Here is a 24,212-nt window from a genome sequence, read left to right as displayed (position 1 = left end):
GCAAGCTCACTGCTCGCGTCAGCCACTGTTGTTCCTTCAGCTGCCGACTGCGGGGCTCGCAAGCTCACTCCTCGCGTCAGCCACGGAGCATCTCCGCTACCAGGAAGGCCAGCTCCAACGACTGCTGGGTGTTCAGCCGCGGGTCGCAGGCGGTTTCGTACCGGTCGGGCAGGTCGAGGTCCTCGATGCCCTGGGCGCCGCCGAGACACTCGGTGACGTCCTCGCCGGTCAGCTCCACGTGCAGGCCACCGGGGTGGGTCTCCAGGCCCCGGTGCACCTCGAAGTAGCCCAGCACCTCGTCCACGATGCGGTCGAAGTGCCGGGTCTTGTAGCCGTTGGACGACTCGTGCGTGTTGCCGTGCATCGGGTCGCACTGCCAGACGACCTTGGCGCCGGCGGCGGTGACCTTCGCCACGATCGGCGGCAGGGCGTCCCGCACCCGGTGGTTGCCCATCCGGCTGATCAGGGTGAGCCGGCCGGGCACGTTGTCCGGGTTGAGCTTCTCGCAGAGCTCGATCGCCTCGTCCGGGGTGGTGGTGGGGCCGAGCTTGACCCCGATCGGGTTGGCGATGCGGGAGATGAAGTCGATGTGCGCGCCGTCGATCTGCCGGGTGCGCTCGCCGATCCAGAGGAAGTGCCCGGAGAGCCCGTACGCCCGCTCGCCGGAGACCCGGGTGAGCGCCCGGTCGTACTCCAGCGCGAGCGCCTCGTGCGAGCAGTAGAGGGTGACCGTGCGCAGCGCCTCGTCGTCGGTCATCCCGCAGGCCCGGATGAAGGCGAGCGCCCGGTCGATCTCGCGGGCGATCGCCTCGTAGCGCTCGCCGGCCGGGGAGTTCTTCACGAACCCCTTGTTCCAGTCGTGCACGGCGTGCAGGTCGGCCAGCCCGCCGGCCAGGTACGCCCGGAGCATGTTCATGGCCGCGGCGGAGTTCGCGTACGCCCGGATCATGCGCTGCGGGTCGGCGACCCGCGCCTCGGGCGTGGCCTCCAGCGAGTTGATCATGTCCCCGCGGTACGCGGGCAGGCCGCGCGCGTCGGTCGGCAGCGACCGGGGCTTGGTGTACTGACCGGCGACCCGGGCCACCTTGACCACCGGCAGGGACGCGCCGTAGGTCAGCACGATCGCCATCTGGAGCAGGGTGCGGGCGTTCGCCAGCAGGTGGCTCTCGGTGTTGTCGGCGAAGGTCTCGGCGCAGTCCCCGCCCTGGAGCAGGAACGCCTTGCCCTCGCAGACCAGCGCCAGCCGCTGGCGGAGCTGGTCGACCTCGTAGGGCGCGACCACCGACGGCACGGTGTCGAGCACCTTGCACACCTCGGCGACCTTGGCCTGGTCCGGCCAGGGCGGCGTCTGCGCGCGCGGCAGGTCCCGCCAGCGGTCCAGCCCGAGGGCGGCGTCCTCGGCGGAGTCGACGGTCGGACGGCTGGTCTGGAGCCCCGGGCTGTCCACGGCGGGATGGCTCAGCTGATGCCACTCATGGCGCATGACAGAAAGCGTACGGCGACGGCCGGGGTGGCCGACCGGCGAGGGGGATCGTTCCGAGTCCTGGGAGATCACCCGGCGCCGGCGACGTCGGCGCAGGTCAGGCGGCGGGCTTCGGGGTGGGGCTGGCCGGTGCGGTGGTTCCGGCGGCGGCCTCGGCGGAGATGCACCAGTCGGCGCCGTCGCGGGTGACGGTGAACACCAGCGGACGGGTGACCTTCCGGGACCCCACCGCCACCGAGACCGAGACGCTGACCTCCTGCCCGCGCGGCCCGGACTGGATGTCGGTGATCGCCGCCTGCGGCACCTCGAAGTGGTCGGCGAAGTCGCCGTTCGGGCCGGTGGCCGCCGCGTCGAAGCTCTCGTGCAGCGCGGCGCAGAGCTGGCTGCGCCCGGCGGCCGCGTCCTTGGCGGTCATCGCATCCAGGTAGGCCTGCACCCGCTCCCGGGACTTCGTGGCGGCCTCCTCGGCGGGCGCCCGCTCGGGCTTGGCCGCGGACTCGTCCTCCGCGCCCCCGAAGGCGCCGCAGCCGGTCAGAGCGAGCGGCAGGGCCACGAGCGCGGCGACGGTGCCCGTCAGTCTCCGGTGCGTCACGTCCCTCAACCCCTCCCCCTCGACCGGTGAACATCGAGACCTGCCGAGCGGCGAGTCTGTCACATGGACCTGAGCGACGCGAAAGGCTCCCCGGCGCGTCGCCGCACCGGCGTGTCCCGGTTGTGCCCGGTTCCGACCCGGGGTCGGGACTCCCGGGCGGCGGGCGCGACCGGGCTCGGGCCTCCCGGGCGGCGGCCCAGCCGGTGGTCGGGCACGCGCGGGCGGGGAGGGACGGTGCGTGTCCCTCCCCGCCGTGTGGGTGGTGCGTCCGCCTACGGCTCAGCCGAGACCGCCCTTGACGGCGCCGATCAGCTCCCCGTTGGTGGTGTCACCGGAGAGCTCCCAGAAGAAGGCGCCACCGAGGCCCTGGTTCTTCGCGTACGTCATCTTGCCGTTGATCGTGGAGGGGGTGTCGTAGCTCCACCAGTTGCTGCCGCACTTGGCGTACGCCGTGCCGCCGACGGTGCCGGTGGCCGGGCAGGTGTTCTTGAGGACCTTGTAGTCCTCGATGCCCGCCTCGTAGGTGCCCGGGGCGGCGCCGGTCGCGCTGCCACCCGGGGCGGCCTGGGTGACGCCCGTCCAGCCCCGGCCGTAGAAGCCGATGCCGAGCAGCAGCTTGCTGGCCGGGATGCCCTTGCTCTTGAGCTTCTGGATGGCCGCGTCCGACCAGAAGCCCTGCTGCGGGATGCCGGAGTAGGAGGTGAGCGGCGAGTGCGGGGCGGTGGGGCCCTGCGGGGCGAACGCGCCGAAGTAGTCGTATGTCATCGGCATGATCCAGTTGAGGTTGCCGGCGGCGCCCGCGTAGTCGGTGGCGTCGATCTTGCCGCCGTTGCTGCCGTCGGCGGTGATGGCGGCGGTGACGAGGGCGTTGGCGCCGAACTTCGTCCGCAGCGCGGAGATCAGGTTCTTGAACGCGTTCGGGCCGCTGCTGTCACAGCTCAGGCCGCAGGCGTTCGGGTACTCCCAGTCGATGTCGATGCCGTCGAACACGTCGGCCCAGCGCGGGTCCTCGACCAGGTTGTAGCAGCTCTCGGCGAAGGCGGTCGGGTTCTGCGCGGCCTGGGTGAAGCCACCGGACCAGGTCCAACCGCCGAAGGACCAGATCACCTTCAGGTGCGGGTACATCTGCTTGAGCTTGCGCAGCTGGTTGAAGCTGCCGCGCAGCGGCTGGTCCCAGGTGTCCGCGACACCGTCGACGCTGTCCGCCGCCGTGTACGCCTTCTCGTAGTCGGCGTAGCTGTCACCGATGGTGCAGCGGCCGCCGGTGGTGTTGCCGAACGCGTAGAGGATGTGCGTCAGCTTCGCCGCCGAGCCGCTCGTGTGGATGTTCTTGACGTGGTAGTTGCGGGCGTACACGCCCCACTGGGCGAAGTAGCCGACGACCTTCTTCGCGCCCGTGTTCGGCGGCGGGGTGGTCGGCGGCGTCGTGGTCGGGGGCGGGGTGGTGGGGGGCGTCGTGGTCGGCGGAGTGGTGGTCGGCGGCGTGGTGGTCGGCGGGGTGCCGCCGCCGCAGGACGCGCCGTTGATGGTGCAGTTCAGCGGCGCCTTGTAGGCACCGGTGCCGTTGTAGCCCCAACTGAACGAGGCGCCCGGGGCGAGGCCACCGGCCCAGCTCTTCTTGACCGCGACGTAGTGGTCGCCGGTGCGGGTCACGTCGGCGTCCCAGGAGCTGCTGATGCTGGTCCCCGAGGGCAGGTCGAACTCGATACGCCACGTGCCGACCGTGGCGTCCGAGCCGTTGGTGATCGTCACCTTGGTCTCGTGACCGGTGCCCCAGTCCTGCACCTTCGTGAACGTGGTCGTCACGCTTCCGGCGCCGAACGCGGTGGCGACCGGCGCCATCGCCGCGGTCAACACGACCACGGCGCCGGCCCACAGGGCCCGGCGGAGCGATCTCTTCATGCGGCGTCTCCTCAAACAGTTAGGAAACTTTCCAGATTGATGGAGAGACGCTACTCACAGCGTCATCACTTAGTCAAGATGTACATGTATCGATTCCTGGTCGACGCCGAAACGCACCGCGCGCGGTAGCCTCGCCCAATGACGGTCTTCGACATCACGATCGGTGCTCTCGCCGGGGGCCCTGCCGACCTCGCCCGATACCGCGGCCGGGCGCTGCTGGTCGTCAACGTCGCCTCGCGCTGCGGCCTCACCCCCCAGTACGCCGGCCTCCAGGCCCTCGCCGACGAGTACGCCGACCGTGGCCTGGTGGTGCTCGGCGTGCCGTGCAACCAGTTCGCCGGCCAGGAGCCGGGGACGGCGGCCGAGATCAGCGAGTTCTGCCAGGTCAACTACGGTGTCACCTTCCCGCTCACCGAGAAGGTCGAGGTCAACGGACCCGACCGGCACCCGCTCTACGCGACCCTGGTCGAGACCCCGGACGCCGACGGCCACACCGGCGACGTCCGCTGGTACTTCGAGAAGTTCCTCGTCGCTCCGGACGGGACGGTCGCGGCCCGGTTCGCGCCGACCGTCGAGCCGGACGCGGCGGACCTGCGCGCCGGCATCGAGAAGGTGCTCCCCGCCTCGGCCTGAGCCACCCGCCGCCCTCCCGGCGGACACACGTCCGCCGGGAGAGTGGTCGGCCGCCGATCCGCCTCCTCGCCGTCGGTGCCGCCGATACGGTGAACGGGCCGCGAGCGGCGACCGGCGGCACCGCGAGCTGGCTCACTCAGCCCGCCGCCGGGGAATGGCGCCACAGGGGACGAGGTTCGCAGGGGCATGACGACGGTCGGATTCATCGGTAGTGGACACATCGGCGGCACGGTGGCCCGGTTGGCGGTCGCCGCGGGCTACGACGTGGTGCTCAGCAACTCGCGCGGCCCGGAGACACTCCAGGACCTGGTCACGGAGCTGGGGCCACGGGCTCGGGCGGCGACCCCGCAGGAGGCGGCCGGGGCTGGGGACCTGGTGGTGGTGAGCGTCCCGCTCAAGGCGTACCGGGACGTGCCGGTGGAGCCCCTGGCCGGCAAGGTCGTCCTCGACACCAACAACTACTACCCCCAGCGCGACGGCGCCATCACCGAGCTGGACTCCGGCGAGACCACCAGCAGCGAACTGCTCCAGCGGCACCTGTCGGCGGCCCGGGTGGTCAAGGTCTTCAACAACATCAACTTCGCGCACCTGGCGACCCTCCCCCGCACCACCGGCGACCCCGAGCGCACCGCCCTGCCCATCGCCGGTGACGACCCGGACGCGAGGGCGGCCGTGACCGAGTTCCTGGACCGCATCGGCTACGACGCGGTGGACGCCGGCCGGCTCGCCGAGGGCTGGCGCTACCAGCCGGACACCCCGGCGTACGGGCTCGTCTACGCGGCCGACCCGCAGGACTGGTCGACGGAGGCGCCCGCCGGGGCCGACCGGGTCCGGGCCGCGCTCGACGCCGCCGCCTCGCCCGCCTGAGCCGCACCGGGCGGACGATCCGCCGACGGGTGATCCCGCCCTCTCCCGCACACGCCACCGTCGCGGAGGCCGCGAGCCGGGGTGACGCAGCGTGTCGCGACGGATTCTCGGCGTGTCGGGTCGATGACAGTTGCATCCGAGTCCCGTTAACGGGACGCTCTGCGGTGGACGGACCCCGTTGACCCGGCCCCCCGGAGGCGACATGCACCTGTCCCACACCGCGCCACGCCGTCTGCTCGCGACCGCCGCGGCACTCCTGCTCGGCGCCGGCCTCGTCACCACGACGGCCACACCGGCCGCGGCGGCGACCGTCGGCTACGTCCGACTCGCCCACCTCTCCCCCGACACACCGAGCGTCGACGTCTACCTGGCCGCACCCGGCGGCGCCGAGCCGCAGGTCTTCCCGGGTGTCGGCTACGGCGTCGTCTCGGACTACCTGCCGCTGCCCGCCGGCCGCTACGCCGTGGCGATGCGCGAGGCGGGCGAGCCGGCCAGCGACCCGCCGGTGCTCACCACCGAGGTCGCGGTCAGCGGCGGCGAGGCGTACACGGTCGCCGGGGTGGGCCGGTACGCCGACCTCGGGCTCCGCGTGCTCCACGACGACCTCAGCGCACCCCGGAACGGGCAGGCCAAAGTCCGGGTCGTCCAGGCGTCGGTCCGCGCACCGGTGCTCGACGTCGCCGCCGCCGACGGGCCGACCATCGCCGACGGCGTGCAGTTCGCCACGACCACCGACTACCAACTGGTCGAACCCGGCCGGTGGCGGCTGCGGCTGTCCGGCAGCGGCGGCCCGGCCACCCAGACCGAGGTCCGGCTGACCGGCGGGGCCGTCTACTCGCTGCTCGTGCTGGACGCCGAGCACGGCGGCCTCACGACCGAGCTGCGGCGTGACGCCGAGGGCGGCACCGTGGTGCCGGCCGGTGGGGTCGACACCGGCGCCGGTGGCGTCGCGACCGGCGGGCGCGCGACGTACCCACTGCTCGCCGGCGGGTCGGCCGTGCTCGCCCTGGCTGTCGGGCTGGTGCTGCTGCGTCGGCGGCGAACCACCTGGTGACCGCGCCGCGCGGCCCGGCGATCCGGCGGCACCGGGATCGCCGGGCGCCGGCCGCCGCGCTGATCGCGCTCGGCGCGGCGGTCGGGCTGGCGGCCGGCACCGGTGTCGGCCTGGCCGGCACCGAGCCGCCGCCGGCCGCCACCTGGCAGCCCGGCTGCGCCGACGGCTGCGCGTCGACCGGGCCGGCCACCAGCCCGTCGGCCCGACCGGCGGCCACGCGCCCCGCGCCGACCGGCGCACCCACCCGGGTACGGGTGCCGCGGATCGGCGTCGACAGCCGGCTGACCGTCCTCGGGCTCGACCGCGCGGGTGCCCTGGTGCCGCCGGCCGACTTCGACGTCGTCGGCTGGTACGGCGGCGGCCCGGCCCCGGGCGACACCGGCCCGGCGGTGCTCGCGGGGCACCTCGACTCCCGGCGCGGCCCGGCCGTGTTCGCCCGCGTCGACGAGCTGCGACCGGGCGACCCGGTCGAGGTGTGGCGGGGCGACCAGCGGCTGACCTTCCGGGTCACCGGCTCGCTGCGCACCCGCAAGGACGCCTTCCCCACCGCGACCGTGTACGGCCCGACGCCCGGCCCGGAGCTGCGCCTCATCACCTGCGGCGGCGACTTCGACCGCCGTCGGGGGCACTACCGCGACAACGTGGTCGTCTTCGCGGTCAGCGCGCCGGCCGGCTGACCGCCCGAGCCGCCCACCCGTGCCGCCGGCCGGCGAGGGCGGTCTGCGCCGCGACCAGCAGGCCCGGCAGCGCGCCGAGCAGCCAGCCCACCGGGCGGGGCGCCTCCACCAGCCGACCCACCAGCCCACCCACCCGGGGCGCCTCCGCCACCAGGTACTCGCCCGGCTCCCCGGCGCACCGGACCGTCCACCGCCCCGACCCGGGCAGCCGGAAACTGCCGACCCACCGGTAGTTGACGCTGTCGCCGTAGTTCACGGTCCCGAGCACCGGTGCGAGGTCCACCCGCGTGCCGTCCAACGACACAGCGCGGCAGTCGCGGAGGGCCACCAACCCCACGGCGAAGACCGCGAGTCGACCGGGCGCGGTCACCGACACCTCCACCGGTGATCCGGTCGGCGCGGCCCGGCCGACCCCCACGGGGAGGTCATCGGTCGCGTGCCGCGCGCCCGTCGCGATCAGCGCCGGGGTCGCCGCGAGCCCGACGACGACGAGCCCGGCCGCGAGCGCCCAGCGGAGCGCCTGCGGCCGGCGTGGACCGCGGTCCGGGGTGGAACCGGCGTCGGGCTCGGCTCGACCACCGACCGGAGCCGGGTCAGAGCCGGGTGAAGCGTCGACCCGGCCCGGCCCGACCGGGGCCGGCGCGGCCGGATCCCGCGCGGCCAGGTCCGGCTCGGCCGAGGGCTCGGCCCTCCCCCGGGCGGCCACCACGGCCGCCGCCAACACCGCGACCGCCACCGTCGCCGCCACGGTCAGGCCCGCCGGCCAGTACCGGTGGGTCCAGGTGACGCACTCGGCGGGCACCGCGCTCACGCAGCCGGGCACGTCGTGCCGCTGGCCCACGCCGAGCAGCCAGAACCGGACGGCCGACACCGGTCCGCCAGCCGGCCCGGCCAGGGTCAGCTCCGCCGCGACGAGCGACACCGCGAGCGCGGCCAGGACCGCCGGACGCCGCCACAGCGCGCCGACGGCGACGCCGAACGCCCCGGCCAGCGCCGCCAGCAGCAGGCCGCGCGTCGGCAGGCCGTGCACCGGTCCGTCGACGGCCAGGGGCACGACCCGGCGGTACAGCAGCTGGGCCGCGCCCAGGTAGGCCGCGGCGAGCAGCGTGGCACCGGCGACCGCCACGGCGAGCCGGCCGGGAAGACGCGCCGCGTCGGCGGGCGAGTGTGCCCCGTACCGGGCGGCGAGCACGAACGCGCCGGCCGCGGCGACCACCGCCGACGCGAGGGTCACCGTCCGCAGGTCGGCGCGCCAGCCGGCGTACCGGGTCGCGTCGAGGGCCGGCAGGGTGAACAGCAGCGCCACGCCCGCCGCCATGAACACCCGGCCGGGGTACGGCAGCAGCCCGCGCGCCAGAAGCAGCGGGCGGCGCCTGGTCACACCGGCCGACGGCCGGCGAAGCCGCACTCCATCCGGTGGTACCAGCGCACGTCCGAGTCCCCCTCCAGCCAACACCACAGCACCGGACGGCCGTCGCGCTCGCCGGGGAAGTCGAGCAGCACCGGCGCGATGCCCTTGACCTGGATCTCGTGCTGGTGCAGCTCCTCGAGGACGGCGTGCAGCCGCGCCTCCAGCCCCTTGACCTCGGCCCGACCGCCGAGCGGGCTCGCGCCGTGCTCGGCCAGGTCGGCCCGCAGCTCGGCCAGGTCGGCGCGCAGTCGGATCAGCTCGTCGACGCGCGGGCGCAGGGTGGCCACCAGGTGCCGGGCCTGGGCGAGTGTGAACACCCGGCCAGTATGGCCGCCCCGGCACCCGACCGGGGTCCCCCGACGCGGCCGGTGGACGCCCGGGCCGCGTCCACGGTCGGGGTGCGGCTGGTCCGGACCGGCGGCCGTCCGAGGGACTCCACGGGCCGCTCCTGGTCCGTTCGACTGATTGAGCACTCAGCCAACGGGTCGCGTCATCGGACAGTCCGGCCGGATACCCGGAAAACGGCTCGCGTCCGGATCGGCATCGATAGCCTCGACTGCGGGACCTGCGATAGGAGGCGCAATGCCCGGAAAATCCCGATCTCCTGTCCTGCACCTCGTCGTCTGCGGCACCGGAGCCGCCGCCGAACTCGCACCGTTCATCACCGCCTGCCAGAACCTCTGCTGGCAGGTCCACGTCATCACCACACCGGAGGCGGCCGCCCGGGAGGACCACGCCCGGCTCGCCGACCTCACCCGCCACCCGGTCCGGCCGGACGAGCGGGCCGAGGCCCTCCACCCGCTGCCGCCGGCCGACGCCTTCGCCGTCGCACCGGCCAGCTTCGACCTGGTCAACAAGTGGGCGTACGGGTTCAACGACAGCCTCGCCCTGCGACTGCTCAACGAGGCGACCGCCGTCGGCCTGCCGGTCGTCGCCGTGCCCGCCCCCGAGCCGGCGCTCGCCCGGCACCCGGCCTTCGCCGAGAGCCTGGAGCGACTGCGCCACTGGGGTGTCATCGTCACCGCGCCCGCCGTCGGTCACCCCGGGCCCTGGGAGGCCGCCGCGCGGGTCGTCTCCACCTGGACCCGGTTCGCGCGCGTCCCGACACAGCCGACCGCCGAGCGGGCATCCGACGCCGAGGACCTGGCGACGCAGCCCGGCTGACCGGGGCTACCCGTTCTGGGCGGCCAGCTCCCGCGCCCGGTCCCGGGCCGCCTCCAGCGCGGCGAGCAGCGCCGCGCGTACGCCGTGCTTCTCCAGCTCACGCACGGCGGAGATGGTGGTGCCGGCGGGCGAGGTGACGGCCTCGCGCAGCTTCACCGGGTGCTCGCCGGAGTCCCGCAGCATCACGGCCGAGCCGATCGCGGTCTGCACGATCAGCTCGTGCGCGACCTGCCGGGGCAGTCCGAGCAGGATGCCCGCGTCGATCATGGCCTCGACCAGCAGGTAGAAGTATGCTGGGCCGGAGCCGGAGAGCGCGGTCACCGCGTCCTGCTGGGACTCCGGCACCCGGATGGTCGCGCCCAGCGGCTTGAACATCTCCTCGGCCAGGGCCAGGTGCGCTCCGGTGGCGTGGACGCCGGCGGAGATCGCGGTCATCGCCTCGTCGACCAGGGCCGGGGTGTTGGTCATGACCCGGACCACCGGCGTGCCCTCCGGCAGCCGGCGGTTGAAGAAGCTGGTCGGCAGGCCGGCGCAGAGGGAGATCACCAGCTTGTCGGCGGGCACCTTGGGGCCGATCTCGTCCAGCAGCACCGCCGCGTCCTGCGGCTTGACCGCGACGGCCAGCACGTCCGCCTCGTCGACGGCCACCAGGTTGTCCACCACCCGCACGCCGTAGCGGGTGGCCAGCTCCTCGGCCCGGATCTGGCGACGGGCGGTCGCGAGCAGGCGGTCCGCCGGCCAGCCGGAGCGCAGCAGGCCGGAGAGCATCAGCTCACCGATCTTGCCGGCACCGATGACCGCGACCGTGTGGACCCCGGCTGACATCCCGCCGTACCCCTTCCTCGCCGGAACGGCGCCGCGGCAGGCCCGGAGGCCGGCCGCGACGCCGCATCGGTCGATCAGCTGCCGAAGAAGACCTCGGCCTCGGCGTACCGCTCCAGCGGCACGGTCTTCAGCTCGCGGGTCGCCTCCGCCAGCGGCACCCGGACGATGTCGGTGCTCTGCATCGCGACCATCTTGCCCCAGTCGCCCTCGTGCGCGGCGTCGATCGCCTGGAGCCCGAGGCGAGTGGCGAGGACCCGGTCGAACGCGGTCGGGGTGCCACCGCGCTGGATGTGGCCGAGCACGACCGTGCGGGCCTCCTTGCCGGTCTTCGCCTCCAGCTGCTCGGCCAGCCACTGGCCGATGCCGCCCAGCCGCACGTGGCCGAACGCGTCCAGCTCCTGGTTCTGCAGGACCATCTGGCCCTCCAGCGGCTGGGCGCCCTCGGCGACGACCACGATCGGGGCGTACTGGTGCTGGAAGCGCTTCTCGACGTAGCCGGCGACCTGCTCGACGTCGAAGTTCCGCTCCGGCAGCAGGATCACGTTGGCGCCGCCGGCCAGGCCGGCGTGCAGGGCGATCCAGCCGGCGTGCCGGCCCATGACCTCGACGACCAGGGTGCGGTGGTGGCTCTCCGCGGTGGTGTGCAGCCGGTCGATCGCCTCCATGGCGATGTTGACGGCGGTGTCGAAGCCGAAGGTGTAGTCGGTGGCACCGAGGTCGTTGTCGATCGTCTTGGGCACGCCGACCACGTTGACGCCCAGCTCGTGGAGCTTGGTGGCGACGCCGAGGGTGTCCTCGCCGCCGATCGCGATCAGCGCGTCCACGCCCTGCGCGGCCAGGTTCTCCTTGATCCGCTCGACGCCACCCTCGATCTTGAAGGGGTTCGTCCGGGACGAGCCGAGGATGGTGCCGCCGCGCGGCAGGATGCCACGGACCTCGGCGATGCCGAGCGGCTTGGACAGCCCCTCCAGCGGGCCCTTCCAGCCATCCTGGAAGCCCACGAATTCGTGACCGTAAGTGGCGACGCCCTTGCGGACGACCGCCCGGATGACCGCGTTGAGACCTGGGCAGTCGCCGCCGCCGGTGAGCACGCCGATACGCATGATCTGCTCATCCTCCTGGAGCATCTGGTGAAGCCCGGTAAGCCCCAGGATAGGTGTCGGATCAGACCATCGGCGCCATTGCCGGCCCGGGGCGGGCCGTCACTGCGCACTGTAGTCGCCCCGCCTGTGCGGCGACAGCGCGCCCCGGTTCCGTTCGTCGGGCGGCCACCCTCAGTACCGCACCTCGCGGTTCTCGCCGGGCCCCGACGGGCGGCCGGTGAGCGCCCGGGCCGAGCCGAGCAGGTTCGTCACCGTGCCGCCCGGCGAGTCCCAGTACTCCGCCGAACCGGCGTGCACCTTGATCAAAGCCAGCCCGGGGGTGTCCGGGCCGTCCGGGAACCAGGTCGTGAGCGTCGGGTTCCACAGTCGGCGCGCCCGCTCCCGGTCGTACGCCTCGATCGCCGTGCCGGAGATGGAGACCCAGGAGTGCCGGCGCTGGTCGGAGAAGGCGACGTTCACCTCCGGGTTGACCCGGATCTGGCGGAGCTTGGCCGAGTCGGCGTACGCGAAGAACCACAGGTCACCGTCGAAGTCGGCGTCCTGCAGAGCCATCGGCCGGCTCATCTGCCTGCCGTCCAGGCCGATCGTGGTCAACATGCAGATCCGCGCGTCCCTGATCAGCCCCGTGACCCGCCGGCGGGTCTCCTCGGTGCGGGACGGGTCCTTGCTCATGGCGCTCCCCTCGCTCGGCCGGTCGGCTCGACGGAGGCGGTGCCCCGGACAGAACGGGCCAAACCGTGGAACGGGCATCAACTCGACACCCGATCCCGCCGGACCACCCAGCGCCACGCCAGGTCGTGCGGACCCGCTGCTCAGCGGGTCGTCATCGCCCGCCAGCGGGCCAGGTTGTGGCGGGCGTCGACCAGGGCGTCGTGCCGCGCCGAATCGGCGTCCGGCAGCGACGGCCGACCCCGGTCGTCCCACAGCTGGCGCAGCTCCTTGGTGAACCGGGGGATCTCCCGGGGCAGCGCCGGCATCGCCCCCCACAGCTGCGCCAACACCACGTGGTCGTACGCGGCGTACCAGGCCCACAGTTCGAGCTGCTCGCTCGGGCGGTCCCGGATCGGCTCGACCAGGAAGTCGTACAGCTCGTCGCGGATGCGCTCCCGGGAACGCCAGGCCCGGTCGGCCGGGGAGGGCAGCTTGTCCAGCACGTTGCGGCGCACCCAGGGGACCGCCCGGGAGTCGTCGAACTCGGTGGAGACCGCGTAGAACTCGCGGCCGTACTCGTCGACCACGCCGATCGAGACGAGGTCGATGACGAGGCCGTCCTCGATGAACTCACAGTCGTAGAAGTAGCGGTAGACCATCACCGCCATCCTCGCCCACGCCGCCGCCGCCGCGACGCCGGGGGCCCCGGACGCCACCGGCGGCGCAGCTCGGGACTGTCACAGAAGTGGTTTGAGGGGTGTACAGCAAGCGACAAGCCCGTCATGATCTGATGTGTACCGCTACCGGACGCCGTACGGGTGTCAGTTCACCCACGTCAGGGGCCGTCAGGTTCACCCGGTGTGCGAGTTGTGGTCCTTGACCGGGGAGGGGTTGGGCCGTGGAGGTTCGCCTGCCGGAGCCGGGTGACGCGCTCACGGGCGTGGAGATGTTCGCCGGGCTCGAGCCGGAGGTGCGGCAGCGGGTGATCGCCGCCGCGGTCCCGCGCACCTACCGCAAGGGCCAGCTGCTCTTCGTGGAGAACGACCCGGGCGAGTCCCTCATCGTGCTGCGCCGGGGTGCCGTCGCGGTGTTCCGCACCGCCCCCACCGGCGAGCGGGCCGTGCTCTCGGTGATCCGCCCGCCGGACGTGCTCGGCGAGGTCTCCCTGCTCGACGCGTCCACCCGCTCCGCGTCCGCCGAGGCGATCGAGGACTGCACCGCCCTGGCGCTGTCCCGGGGCGCGTTCATGGAGCTGGTGCACTCCAACCCGCGCATCCTCGACGCGGTGATGCGCTCGCTCGGCGGGCTCATCCGCCGGCTCACCGAACAGAACGCCGACCACGTCTTCCTGGACCTGCCCGGCCGCGTCGCCAAGACCCTCGTCCGGCTGGCCGGCGAGAGCCAGGCCCCGATGATCACCATCGAGCTCAACCAGAGTCAGCTCGCGGAGATGGCCGGCGGCTCCCGGCAGAGCGTCAACCAGGCGATCGGGTCGTTCGCCAACCGGGGCTGGCTGCGCACCGAGGGGCGCCGCATCGTGGTGACCGACGTGGCCGCGCTGCGCCGCCGCGCCGGCATGAACGACCGCTGAGCCGGCCGACGAGCCGACCCGACAACCGCCGAGGCGGCCGGGGTGACCGCTTGGCACCCCGACCGCCTCGTGCCGTCTCACCGGCGGCGGATCACCGACCCGCGCTGCCCGGCCCGGCCCACTTCTCCGGGCTGCCCGGCCCGGCCCACTTGTCCGGCCCGTCCTTGCTGCCCGCCGGCTCGCTGACGATCCCGTCGGCCTGGAGCGCGGCGAGCGTGGCCGCGTCGACGTCGACCGACTCGCCCGCGGCGTGGCTCACCCCGTTGCCGTCGGTCCAGTCGCTCTCCAGCTTGACGTACACCATTGACCTCTCCCCCTTCGGTCCTGATCGATTCGCCGCCTGACTGTAGCCCCGGAGACCGCTCGGAGGACTGTCCACAAGCCAACAGCCCGGTACCCGACAGCGGGACCGGCGGCGATACTCGCTTCCGACGGCGTCGCCCGGCGCCACCGGGCCGAGCAGTGGAGGGTGTCATCGCCGCGCACTGTGACCGCTGTGGACGGACCGCCTCCGACGGCGACCGCTTCTGCGGTGGCTGCGGCGCCGAGCTCGGTGCGGTGTGCCCGCACTGCCTGCGTCCGCTCGCCACCGACGTGGCGTTCTGCACCTCCTGCGGCGCGCCCCGGCCGGGCACCGACCGCCCCCGGGTGACCCCGCAGGAGGACCGCCGGCGGGTCAGTGTGCTCTTCGTCGACCTCATCGACTTCACCCCGTACGTGGAACGGGCCGACCCGGAGCTGGTCCGCGCCCTGCAGACCGGCTTCTTCTCCGCCGCCCGGCGGGTCGTCGGCCAGTACGGCGGCGTGGTCGAGAAGTACATCGGCGACGCGGTGATGGCCCTGTTCGGTGCGCCGGTGTCCACCGAGACGGACGCGCTGCGGTGCGTACGCGCCGGCCTGGAGCTGCAACGTGTCCTCACCCGCTACACCCCCACCGGCGCCAGCGAGCTGCGCTTCCGCGTCGGGGTGGCCACCGGCGAGGCGCTGGTCGACGTGGCCGCCGCCCGGGACGGCGGGCAGGCGATCGTGGCCGGCGACGTGGTCAACACCGCGTCGCGGATGCAGTCGGTGGCGCCGCCCGGCGGGGTGCTGGTCTGCGGCGCCACCCACGCGCTGACCCGGGCCGCCATCCGCTACCAGGAACAGGCGCCGGTCACCCTGCGTGGGCGCTCCACCCCCACCGAGGTCTGGCTCGCGCTGTCCCCACGACGCCAACAGCCCACCGACCGGGAACCCGACACGACCCCCCTGATCGACCGGGAGCACGAGCTGGGGTTGCTGGTCAACGCGCTGCACCGCTCCCTGCGCGACCGGCTGCCGCAGGTCGTGACCGTCTTCGGGCGGGCCGGCATCGGCAAGAGCCGGCTGGTCCGGGAGCTGCACCGGCACGCCGACCGGCTGGTCGACGAGCCGCTGACCTGGCGTACCGGCCGGTGCCCGCCGTTCGGCGAGAACGTCACGTTCGCCGCGCTGGCCGACATCGTCAAGGCCGAGGCCGGCATCCTCGACACCGACCCGGCCACCGGCGCGGCGCAGCGGCTCGCCGGGGCCGTCGCCGAGCTGGTCGGCCCGGGCGAGCGCAACCGGGTGGTCGACGCGCTGCGTCCGCTCGTGGGCCTGACCGGCACGCCGATGCCGGCCGAGGAGGCGGAGTCGGCCTGGCGGCGTTTCCTGCTGGCCCTGGCCGCCCGCCGCCCCACCGTGCTCGTCTTCGAGGATCTGCACTGGGCCGACGACGCGATGCTGCGCTTCGTCGAGCTGCTGGGCGCCGCCGCCCGGGACGTACCGCTGCTGCTGCTCTGCACCGCCCGCCCGGAGCTGGTCGACCGCGACCCGAGCTGGGCCGGCACCATCACCGGCTCGCTCACCATCACGCTGCCGCCGCTGCGGGACACCGGCATCGCCTCGCTCTACGCGCACATGTTCGGTCAGGCCGCGTTCTCCGCCGACCTGCTCAACCCGCTCATCGAAGTAGCCGGCGGCAACCCCCTCTACGCGCACGAGTACGTGCGGATGCTCATCGAGCAGGGCGCGCTGCGCCAGTCCGGCCGGGGCTGGTCCCTGGAACGGCACCTCGACCTGCCGATGCCGGAGAGCGTCCACGCGGTCATCGCCAACCGGGTGGACCTGCTCGACGCCCCCGACCGAGCGGTGCTGCTGGCCGCCGCCGTGGTCGGCGTGCAGTTCTGGCCCGGCGCGGTCGCCGCCGCGCTGGGGCAACCGGTGGAGGCGGTGGAACGCGCGCTGCGCCGCCTCGAACAGCGCGACTTCGTGCACGAGCAGGCGGACTCCACGATGGCCGGTCAGCCGGAGTACCGGTTCCGGCACGTCCTGGTCCGCGACGTCTGCTACCAGCGGCTGCCGCGCACCGAACGGGTGGCCCGGCACGAGCGGACGGCGGACTGGCTGGACGCGCTCTCCCGCAGCCGGGACACCGACCTCGCCGAGGTGCTGGCCCACCACCGCTGGGCGGCCCACGAGATCGCCCGCACGCTGGGCATGGAGACCCGCCGCTACGCCGCCGCCGCGCGGCACGCGCTGCACCGGGCCGCCCGCCGGGCGTACGCCCTGCACGGGCTGGAGGCCGCGGCCAGCCACTCGGGCCGCGCCCTCGGCCTCGCCGACGAGTCGGACCCGGTGAGCCGGCTCCAGCTGGAGCTGCTGAGCACGGAGATCTCGTTCTACCGGGACGGCAACGCGTTCCTCTCCGGCGGCGGGCCCGACCAGTTGCAGACGCTGGCCGACCAACTCGCCGCCCTCGGCGACGACGCCTGCGCGGCCCGCGCCTGGACGCTGCTCGGCCAGGCCGCCTGGCTGCGCGCCGACCGGGGGGCGGCGCTGGTCTGCCTGGACCGCGCGGTGCGCCTGTTCGAGCCGCTGCCGGACAGCGCCCAGAAGGCCGACGCGTACGCCGAGCTGGGCCGGCTGCACATGCTCAACTACGAGCGCGACCCGGCGGTGGCGGCGGCGGACACGGCCGCGGAGATCGGCGAGCGGCTGGGGCTCACCGAGACGCGCACCAACGCCCGCATCACCGCGGCCACCGCCCGCTACCAGGGCGGAGACCGGGCCGGACTGGACGAGCTGCACACGATCGTCGAGTTCAGCCGCGCCGGTCAGCTCCTCGCCCTGCCCCGGGCGACGCAGAACCTCGCGTACGCGATCCGGGAGGAGGGTGACTGGCTCCGCTCGGACGCTCTGCTCTCCGCCGCCCCGGCCCGCACCGCCAGCGGCCAGACGCTGACCACCAGCTACTCGGCCGAGGCGATGCGCGCCTGGTTCGAGGGCGACTTCGCTCGGCTGCTCGCCGCCGCGGAGGCCTTCGTGGACACCCCCACCGGCAGCTGGGACATGCAGGTCCGCGGCCTGCGCTCCGTGCTGCTGGTGCTGCGCGGCCACCCGGTGCCGGCGGCGGCCCCGTCCGCGGCTTCTTCCGGCTCGGCCACGGGCGCGTCCGGCCCGGTCACGCCCGTGTCCGGCTCGGGCCCGGCCGGGCCGGTGGTGGCCGTCGCGGCCCTCGACACACCCGCCCCACGCGACGACATCGACGCCGCGCTCGACACCGCCCGGGGCAGCGGATTCCACCGGCTGCACTGGACGATGCTCGGCATGGCCGCGCTCTGCCGGGCCCTGCAGGGGCGGAAGTCGGAAGCCGCCGAGCTGATCGGCGAGCTGGCCGACTCCTGGTCGGCGGTGCCCGCACTGGCCAGCGGCGAGTGGATCGCGGCGGCGGCGTACGCGGCCAGCCTCGCCGGCCGGGACGCGGCCGTGCGGGTACGCGCGATGCTGGACCGGGTGGGCCACCGGACGCCCTGGTCCGAGGCGGCGCTGCGCACGGTGACCGCGGCCGTCGGGGCGGCCGACGGCGACCACCGGCGCGCCGGCGAGCTGCACCTGGCCGGCGGCGAGATCTACGGTCGCATCCCGGACGTCTCCGACCGGATCCTGGCGGTGGCGTTCGCCGTGGCCGAGTTCGAACGGGCGGGCGACCGGGTCGCCGCGCAGGGCCCGCGCGCCGAGGTCCAGGCGTTCGCGGCGCGCAACGAGGCACCCGGCCTGCTCGCCCTCGCCGGTCTCCCCGCCGTGGCCCCGATCGACCCCGCCCTAGCCTCCTGACCCCAGCCCTCAGCCCGCGGCCCGGCCCGAGACCCATCGCGGCGATCTTGCACATCCCCCCGACAGAAGCCGCGAACTCGCCGAGCCAGGGGCCGAAAGTGCGAGATCGCGGAACGGATGAGGGGGCGGGAGGGGCGGGGTGGTCAGGCGGCTACCGGGGTGGGGGGTGGGGTCTTGAGCTTCTGGGCGTAGACGTCGACGTACTCGCGGCCGGAGAGCTCCATCAGCTCGTACATGATCTCGTCGGTGACCGCGCGCTCGACGAACCGGTCACCGGCCAGGCCGCGGTAGCGGGAGAAGTCCAGTGGCTCCCCGAATCGGATCCGCACCCGGGCGATCTTGGGGATCAGCTTGCCGGGCGGCTGGATCTCGTCGGCGTTGAGCTGCACCACCGGCACCACGGGCGCGCCGCTCTCCAGGGCCAGCCGGGCCACGCCGGTCTTGCCCCGGTAGAGCCGCCCGTCGGGGGAACGGGTGCCCTCCGGGTAGATGCCCGCGATCCCGCCGGCCCGCAGCACCTTGAGCTGGGTGTCCAGCGCGGCGCGGGCGGCGCGGCCGCCGGAGCGGTCGACCGGGATGGTGCCGGTGCCGACGAAGAACATCTTGGTCAACCAGCCCTTGATCCCCTTGCCGGTGAAGTATTCGGCCTTGGCGACGAAGGTGACCTTCCGCTTGACCATCAGCGGCGTGAAGATCGAGTCCGAGAAGGACAGGTGGTTGCTGGCGAGGATGACCGCGCCGGTGTCCGGCACGTTCTGCAACCCCTCGACCTGGGGACGGAAGAGCAGGCGCAGCAGCGGGCCGAGGAGGACGTACTTCATCAGCCAGTAGAACACCGGCGTCCTTTCCCAGTGGCGGTCACGTCACCCGGCGGGCGGGCCGTCGGGGGCAAGCGTACGGAGCCGGGGCACCGCCCACAACGCGACGATCGATCACGTCTGTCGATCCGATGACGGGATCACGGTCACCGGTAATGACGCCTGGACCGGTCACCCCTGACCGGCCGCCGGATGACCGCCTCCTGACGTCCTCCGCACAAACGGACATACGACACCCGCCGCGACCAGCGGCACGGCCCCTGACTTTGGAAGACGCGACACAACGCACTCCCGGAACGGGGTCCGGACGTGTCACGATTCAGAACACGGCGCGTGTCGCGCCGCAGGGGGCTCGGGGCGGTCGCGCCGCAGGCGCGTTGAGGAGGGTGTCCGGTGTCAGCGGGTGGGGCCCGCCGGGGGCGGCGGGACAACGGGCTCGACGCGAGCGAGTACGCCGTCGCCGGCGACGTGGATCCGCGCGTCGGTGAACACCTGCTCGACGTGCTGGCCGCCGGCGGCATCGCCGCGTACCTCCAACCGTCGGCCGACCTCAACCCGGTGACCCGCACGACGACGGTGCCGGCGCGGCCGGTCGACCGGCTCTACGTCGACCGTTCCCACCTGACCACCGCCCGCGACTACCTGACCCAGCTCGCCGACGAGGGCGGCGTGGAGCAGGCGCGCGCCGACGAGCCGGACATCGAGGCCGAGTGGGCCCGCATCGTCGCCGGCTTCCACACGACGCCCGCCGTGGGCGACAACCCGTGGCCCGCCGCGGAGGACGTCGACGACCCGCCCGCCCCGGCCGGTGGCACCACGACCCGCACCGCGACCGACGACGCCGCCCCGACCGCGACCGACGTCCGCCGCCTGCCCTACGCGGCCGACCTGTCGGGCGTGTCGGTGGGTCGCACGGACCGGTCGCAGGACGAGCCCTCGCTGCTCGACGGGCTGGACACCTTCGGCGCCGACCTGCCCGACGACGAGGACGAGCGCTACGTCCCGCCGCCACCACCGCCGCTGCCCCGCATCTCCAAGTACGCGGTGGTGGGCGTGCTCGGCATGGTGGTCGGCTTCGTGCTGTTCCTGTTCCCGTCGCTGCTGCCCGTCGACCGGCCCGTCGTCACCCTGCTGGGCTTCACGGGCATCCTCGCCGGCTTCGTCACGCTGATCTGGCGCCTGCGCCCCGGTGGCGACGACGACGACCGCGATCCGGACGACGGCGCGGTCGTCTGACCCGTCCCGCAGATCCGTCGACGACGGGACGCCGACCCGTCCCGGACGCCCGTCGATGCCCAGCCGCCGAAGCGCGCCCACATCCGTCGATGGCCGGCAGCTGACCGCATAGCGGGACGACGATGGCCCACCGTCGACGTGACAGTGGTGTAACTTACTGTCAGTAGGAATACCGCTGTACGTCACTTCCCCCGTTGACTGACCGGTTGTTCCTGGCTCGTGGCGGTCAGTCTCTGCTGATCGGAATGCCCGAGATGCGACAGAGTTCCCTCGTGGTGGTGGCCAACCGCCTACCCATCGACGACAGTGTGGCCCCGGACGGCGCCTGCGAGTGGCGGCGAAGCCCCGGCGGCCTGGTGAGCGCCCTGCACCCGCTGCTGCGGCACTCGCCCGCGACCTGGGTCGGCTGGGCCGGAGGCACCGGCCCCGCGCCCACCCTCCCCGACGTGGACGGCGTCCACATGCGGACCGTGCCGCTCGACCACGACGACCTGCGCGACCACTACGAGGGGTTCGCCAACGCGACCCTCTGGCCGCTCTACCACGACTCCGTCGAGCAGCCGCAGCACCATCGGCGCTGGTGGGAGGCGTACCAGCGGGTCAACCAGCGGTTCGCCGAGGCGACCGCGGAGGTCGCCGAACCCGGCGCGGTCGTGTGGGTGCAGGACTACCACCTGCACCTCGTGCCCGGCATGCTGCGGGCGATCCGGCCGGACCTGCGGATCGGCTTCTTCCTGCACGTGCCGTTCCCACCGCCGGAGCTGTTCATGCAACTGCCCCGCCGGGCCGAACTGCTGCGCGGGATGCTCGGCGCCGACCTCGTCGGCTTCCAGCGCGCCCAGGCGGCGCACAACTTCGCCCAACTGGTGGCGAAGGTGCTCGAACTGCCCGCCACCGACCGGCGGATCGGGATCGACGGCCGAGTGGTCCGCATCGGGGCGTTCCCGGTCTCGATCGACACCGCCGAGATGGCCGCGCTGGCCGCCCGGCCGGACGTGGCCGCCCGCGCGCGCCGCCTGCGGCAGGACCTCGGCAGCCCCGAGCACGTCATCCTCAGCGTCGACCGGATGGACTACACGAAGGGCATCGAGCAGCGGCTCAAGGCGTACAGCGAGCTGCTCGTGAGCGGGCACGTCAAGGTCCGCGACACCGTGCTGGTGCAGGTGGCGGTGCCGAGCCGGGAACGCGTCGGCCAGTACCAGATCCTGCGTGAGCGCGTGGAGCGCGAGGTCGGCCGGATCAACGGCGAGTTCGGACGGGTCGGCGAGCCCGCCATCCACTACCTCACCCAGCCGTTCGGCCGCGCCGAGCTGGCCGCCCTCTACCGGGTCGCCGACGTGATGGCGGTGACCCCGCTGCGCGACGGGATGAACCTGGTGGCCAAGGAGTACGTGGCCGCCCGGGTCGACGACGCCGGGGCGTTGCTGCTCAGCGAGTTCGCCGGCGCCGCCGCCGAGCTGCCGCAGGCGTACCTGGTGAACCCGCACGACCTGGAAGGGCTCAAGCAGGGGCTGCTGGAGTCGCTGCACGCCGCACCGGCCGACGTGCGTGCCCGGATGCGGGCCATGCGCGCCCACCTGCACGAGCACGACATCCGCGCCTGGGCCCGCTCCTACCTGCGGGCGCTGGACGAGACCGGTGCGCTGGTCGAGCGCCTGACCAGCGGCGGTGACCCCGCGACGCCGGCGGTGCCCGGCCAGCCCGACCGCTCCGGCACCCCCACCGGCCGCCCCACCGAACCCTGACCGGCGACCCGGCCGCCGCGGGGGGGCTGAGGGTCGGCGGCCGGCCCGAGGCCGCGCGGGCTCAGCGGCCGGCCGGCTCCTTCTCCAACCAGTCGAGCAGGGCGTCGACCGGCTCCCGCCAGCGTGCGTCGAGCATCAGGTCGTGCCCCATGCCGGGGAAGAGCAACGGCGCCGAGCCGTACCGGCGGGCCACCCGGGTGAGCGCACCCGCCGGCACCACCCGGTCGTCCGGGCTGCCCAGCACCAGCACCGGCGGTCGGCCGACCGCCGGCTCCGGGTCGGCCCCGGTCAGCACCTGCCACTGGGCGCGCCGGCTCGCCCGGCCCAGCCGGGCCACGTGCCGCCGGGCCTCGGCGTCGGGCAACTCGCGGCTGAACAGCTGGGCCCGGCTGAGCCGCAGCCGCCCGCCGACCAGCGCCGGCAGGGTGCCGGCCGGGTTGCGGCGCAGCGCGCCACCGAGGACGCCCCAGCCGTGGAAGACCGGCGCCACCAGCACCGCGGCCCGCGCCGGGTAGCGGGCCAACGCGTGCGCCACCACCAGCGCCCCGGCGCCGTGCCCCACCAGCACCGTCTGGCGGGGCAGGCCCGCGGCCACCTGCACCACGTCGTGGACGTACGCCCGCAGCGGCGCCTTCGGCGCCGGTTCGCTGCCGCCGTGGCCGCGCAGGCTCACCGCGTGCGCCGGGAAACCGCGGGACGCGGCGTGCCCCAGCCAGTGCTCGGCGAACGCCCACGCCCCGTGCCCGAAACCCGGCACGAACAGCAGCGGCGGGCGCCCCTCGTCCAGCTCGGGGGTGGCGCTGAGGACCTCACGGCGGGCCGGACGCACCGGCCGCGCCCACTCCCGCTGCCGCATGATCCGCACGCTGCTCACTTGCCCTCCAGGGAGTCGAGGGCGCGCTGGACGGCGCGCAGGTAGTCGGCGTGGCCGACCTCGAACCAGTGCCGGCTGCTCTCCTTGACCTGGCCGGAGTAGCGCTCCCCCGTCCGGGCCGTGGTGGCGGCGGCGAACGCGGCGGCCCGCTCCGGACGGGTCCGGCGCGCGTCGAGCAGCCGGGCGAAGAGCACCGACTGCCAGTGCGCGAGGGTGAAGACGCCCGAGTCGGGCTGGAGCAGGCCGACCACGGCCAGCGTCGGGTGGCCCGCCGCGAACGCGTTGAGCCACAGGGTGGGCCGGCCGGTGCCGGAGTCGTCGCCGAGCACCTTCGAATCGAGGAACTCGAAGCGCGGCAGGTAGCCGGTGGCGAAGACGACCAGCTCGGGGTCGATGTGCCGCCCGTCGGTGAGCTCCACCCCGTACGGGCCGAAGCGGGCGACGTCCGGCACCGGCGTGATCGCGCCGTGCCCGACGTGGTAGACGAGTTGGCTGTTCGCGATGGGGTGCGTCTCGTAGACCCGGTGGTCCGGCGCGGGCAGACCGAACCGGGTGAGGTCGCCGACGGTGAGCCGCAGCGTCCAGTGGTAGAGCCACTGCCGCACCCGCAGCGGCACGCGCAGCGCGAGCAGGGCGTCGTTGACCTGGTCGGCGGGGCGGCCGAGGACGTACTTCGGGGCGTACCAGTAGCCGCGGCGGGTGGAGTGCCAGCACTGCGACGCCTGCTGGGCGGCCTCCACGGCGATGTCGCAGCCGGTGTTGCCGGCGCCCACCACGAGGACCCGCTTGCCGCGCAGCTGCGCCGGGTCCTTGTAGGACGAGGCGTGCATGACCTCGCCGCGGAACTCCGCCAGCCCCTCGTAGCGGGGCAGCTTCGGCGACCAGTTGTGCCCGTTGGCCACCACCACGGCCGCGTAGCGGGAGGTGCGCTCCGGCCCGTAGCCCCCGGTGCTGCGGGTGGTGACGTCCCACCGGTCGCCCTCGACCGGCTCGACCCGGATGACCTCGGTGCCGAACCAGATGTGCGAGCGCAGGTCGAAGTGGTCGGCGTACCGCTCGAAGTAGCTGAGCAGCTGGCTGTGGTGCGGGTAGTCCGGCCAGGAGTCCGGCATCGGGAAGTCGGGGAACTGGGTGAACGGACGGGATGAGATGAGGTGCGTGCTGGCGTACACCGGACTGCGGTCGTGTCGCCAGTTCCACGCCCCGCCCACGCCGGTCTCCCGCTCGTAGCAGTCGACCCCGAAGCCGTGCTCCTTGAGGTTCTTCAGAGCGGTCAGGCCGCTGGGCCCGGCGCCGATGACGCAGACCGTGTCGCCCCGGTCGGAGACCGGGCGGCCGTCGCGGCTCAGGGCGAGCGGGCTCGCCTCCGGCTCTGGCCGGTCGGTGGAGGTGGACACCGGGACAATCTCCTTCGTGCGGCACGGGTGCCGGTCGCCGCGAAATCCTCTCCACATCGGAGCCGGTTGTCCA

The 24,212-nt window shown here is 73.8% G+C and carries 22 protein-coding genes; 9 read left to right on the top strand and 13 right to left on the bottom strand.

From position 1 onward, the window contains the following. Positions 1 to 76 precede the first annotated feature (76 nt). From ACIBTV_RS08195 to ACIBTV_RS08185, 3 genes are all read right to left on the bottom strand, one after another. A complete protein-coding gene (locus tag ACIBTV_RS08195) occupies positions 77 to 1,483 on the bottom strand; it encodes a class II 3-deoxy-7-phosphoheptulonate synthase (protein WP_091596599.1) in 1,407 nt (468 codons plus the stop codon). Between the two features lie 97 nt (positions 1,484 to 1,580). After that, complete coding sequence (locus ACIBTV_RS08190) at positions 1,581 to 2,084, bottom strand: hypothetical protein (RefSeq protein WP_396703314.1); 504 nt, start codon at positions 2,082 to 2,084, stop codon at positions 1,581 to 1,583. 270 nt (positions 2,085 to 2,354) lie between these two features. Next, positions 2,355 to 3,977, bottom strand: a complete 1,623-nt coding sequence (locus ACIBTV_RS08185) for a glycosyl hydrolase family 18 protein (protein WP_396703313.1) — start codon at positions 3,975 to 3,977, stop codon at positions 2,355 to 2,357. 138 nt (positions 3,978 to 4,115) lie between these two features. Here ACIBTV_RS08185 and ACIBTV_RS08180 point away from each other — a divergent pair, with 138 nt between their 5' ends. From ACIBTV_RS08180 to ACIBTV_RS08165, 4 genes are all read left to right on the top strand, one after another. Further along, positions 4,116 to 4,610, top strand: a complete 495-nt coding sequence (locus ACIBTV_RS08180; protein WP_396703312.1) for a glutathione peroxidase — start codon at positions 4,116 to 4,118, stop codon at positions 4,608 to 4,610. A 186-nt stretch (positions 4,611 to 4,796) separates the two neighbouring features. Beyond that, on the top strand, positions 4,797 to 5,477 hold the full coding sequence (locus ACIBTV_RS08175) for an NADPH-dependent F420 reductase (protein ID WP_396703311.1): 681 nt from the start codon (positions 4,797 to 4,799) through the stop codon (positions 5,475 to 5,477). 202 nt (positions 5,478 to 5,679) lie between these two features. Continuing rightward, on the top strand, positions 5,680 to 6,531 hold the full coding sequence (locus tag ACIBTV_RS08170; protein ID WP_396703310.1) for a DUF4397 domain-containing protein: 852 nt from the start codon (positions 5,680 to 5,682) through the stop codon (positions 6,529 to 6,531). After that, the gene (locus ACIBTV_RS08165; RefSeq protein ID WP_396703309.1) at positions 6,528 to 7,208 is read left to right on the top strand and encodes a class F sortase; all 681 of its coding nucleotides are present in this window, start codon (positions 6,528 to 6,530) and stop codon (positions 7,206 to 7,208) included. Before ACIBTV_RS08170 ends, ACIBTV_RS08165 begins: the two co-directional genes overlap by 4 nt. Here ACIBTV_RS08165 and ACIBTV_RS08160 read toward each other — a convergent pair. Together ACIBTV_RS08160 and ACIBTV_RS08155 are read right to left on the bottom strand one after the other, a co-directional pair. Continuing rightward, entirely contained in the window at positions 7,189 to 8,589 is a 1,401-nt protein-coding gene (locus tag ACIBTV_RS08160) for a hypothetical protein (protein ID WP_396703308.1), read from the bottom strand. The two genes, ACIBTV_RS08165 and ACIBTV_RS08160, sit on opposite strands and share 20 nt — an antisense overlap. Further along, on the bottom strand, positions 8,586 to 8,936 hold the full coding sequence (locus tag ACIBTV_RS08155) for a DUF2203 domain-containing protein (RefSeq protein ID WP_396703307.1): 351 nt from the start codon (positions 8,934 to 8,936) through the stop codon (positions 8,586 to 8,588). Before ACIBTV_RS08155 ends, ACIBTV_RS08160 begins: the two co-directional genes overlap by 4 nt. Positions 8,937 to 9,201: 265 nt before the next feature. On the opposite strand from ACIBTV_RS08155, the gene ACIBTV_RS08150 reads away from it, so the two are divergent. After that, the gene (locus ACIBTV_RS08150; protein WP_396703306.1) at positions 9,202 to 9,783 is read left to right on the top strand and encodes a flavoprotein; all 582 of its coding nucleotides are present in this window, start codon (positions 9,202 to 9,204) and stop codon (positions 9,781 to 9,783) included. 6 nt (positions 9,784 to 9,789) lie between these two features. Here ACIBTV_RS08150 and proC read toward each other — a convergent pair whose 3' ends face one another. The 4 genes from proC to ACIBTV_RS08130 all read right to left on the bottom strand — a co-directional run bounded on the left by proC (position 9,790) and on the right by ACIBTV_RS08130 (position 13,021). Then, entirely contained in the window at positions 9,790 to 10,608 is an 819-nt protein-coding gene (proC, locus tag ACIBTV_RS08145; RefSeq protein ID WP_396703305.1) for a pyrroline-5-carboxylate reductase, read from the bottom strand. 74 nt (positions 10,609 to 10,682) lie between these two features. Then, positions 10,683 to 11,711, bottom strand: a complete 1,029-nt coding sequence (locus ACIBTV_RS08140) for a 6-phosphofructokinase (protein WP_091599621.1) — start codon at positions 11,709 to 11,711, stop codon at positions 10,683 to 10,685. A gap of 171 nt (positions 11,712 to 11,882) precedes the next feature. Further along, entirely contained in the window at positions 11,883 to 12,383 is a 501-nt protein-coding gene (locus ACIBTV_RS08135) for a pyridoxamine 5'-phosphate oxidase family protein (protein ID WP_396703304.1), read from the bottom strand. Positions 12,384 to 12,523: 140 nt separating this feature from the next. After that, positions 12,524 to 13,021 (bottom strand): polyadenylate-specific 3'-exoribonuclease AS, encoded by a 498-nt coding sequence (locus ACIBTV_RS08130; RefSeq protein WP_396703502.1) that lies wholly within the window; start codon positions 13,019 to 13,021, stop codon positions 12,524 to 12,526. Positions 13,022 to 13,260: 239 nt separating this feature from the next. Here ACIBTV_RS08130 and ACIBTV_RS08125 point away from each other — a divergent pair, with 239 nt between their 5' ends. After that, complete coding sequence (locus tag ACIBTV_RS08125) at positions 13,261 to 13,953, top strand: Crp/Fnr family transcriptional regulator (RefSeq protein ID WP_091596564.1); 693 nt, start codon at positions 13,261 to 13,263, stop codon at positions 13,951 to 13,953. A gap of 91 nt (positions 13,954 to 14,044) precedes the next feature. On the opposite strand, the gene ACIBTV_RS08120 is transcribed toward ACIBTV_RS08125, so the two are convergent. After that, the gene (locus tag ACIBTV_RS08120) at positions 14,045 to 14,257 is read right to left on the bottom strand and encodes a hypothetical protein (RefSeq protein WP_396703303.1); all 213 of its coding nucleotides are present in this window, start codon (positions 14,255 to 14,257) and stop codon (positions 14,045 to 14,047) included. Positions 14,258 to 14,415: 158 nt separating this feature from the next. Here ACIBTV_RS08120 and ACIBTV_RS08115 point away from each other — a divergent pair, with 158 nt between their 5' ends. Further along, the gene (locus ACIBTV_RS08115; RefSeq protein ID WP_396703302.1) at positions 14,416 to 18,069 is read left to right on the top strand and encodes an ATP-binding protein; all 3,654 of its coding nucleotides are present in this window, start codon (positions 14,416 to 14,418) and stop codon (positions 18,067 to 18,069) included. Between the two features lie 143 nt (positions 18,070 to 18,212). Here ACIBTV_RS08115 and ACIBTV_RS08110 read toward each other — a convergent pair whose 3' ends face one another. Beyond that, positions 18,213 to 18,905, bottom strand: a complete 693-nt coding sequence (locus ACIBTV_RS08110; protein WP_396703301.1) for a lysophospholipid acyltransferase family protein — start codon at positions 18,903 to 18,905, stop codon at positions 18,213 to 18,215. 375 nt (positions 18,906 to 19,280) lie between these two features. Between ACIBTV_RS08110 and ACIBTV_RS08105 the strand changes: the two genes are divergently transcribed. Continuing rightward, complete coding sequence (locus ACIBTV_RS08105) at positions 19,281 to 20,123, top strand: DUF308 domain-containing protein (RefSeq protein ID WP_396703300.1); 843 nt, start codon at positions 19,281 to 19,283, stop codon at positions 20,121 to 20,123. A gap of 254 nt (positions 20,124 to 20,377) precedes the next feature. Next, positions 20,378 to 21,868 (top strand): trehalose-6-phosphate synthase, encoded by a 1,491-nt coding sequence (locus ACIBTV_RS08100; protein WP_396703501.1) that lies wholly within the window; start codon positions 20,378 to 20,380, stop codon positions 21,866 to 21,868. A 61-nt stretch (positions 21,869 to 21,929) separates the two neighbouring features. On the opposite strand, the gene ACIBTV_RS08095 is transcribed toward ACIBTV_RS08100, so the two are convergent. Together ACIBTV_RS08095 and ACIBTV_RS08090 are read right to left on the bottom strand one after the other, a co-directional pair. Beyond that, complete coding sequence (locus ACIBTV_RS08095; RefSeq protein ID WP_396703500.1) at positions 21,930 to 22,724, bottom strand: alpha/beta hydrolase; 795 nt, start codon at positions 22,722 to 22,724, stop codon at positions 21,930 to 21,932. Positions 22,725 to 22,738: 14 nt separating this feature from the next. Then, positions 22,739 to 24,139: a flavin-containing monooxygenase gene (locus ACIBTV_RS08090; RefSeq protein ID WP_396703298.1), complete on the bottom strand. Its 1,401-nt coding sequence runs from the start codon at positions 24,137 to 24,139 to the stop codon at positions 22,739 to 22,741. Positions 24,140 to 24,212 lie beyond the last annotated feature (73 nt).

The organism is Micromonospora sp. NPDC049366, assembly GCF_044466625.1.
Taxonomy (GTDB): domain Bacteria; phylum Actinomycetota; class Actinomycetes; order Mycobacteriales; family Micromonosporaceae; genus Micromonospora.
This window is presented reverse-complemented; position numbering and strand designations above follow the sequence as displayed.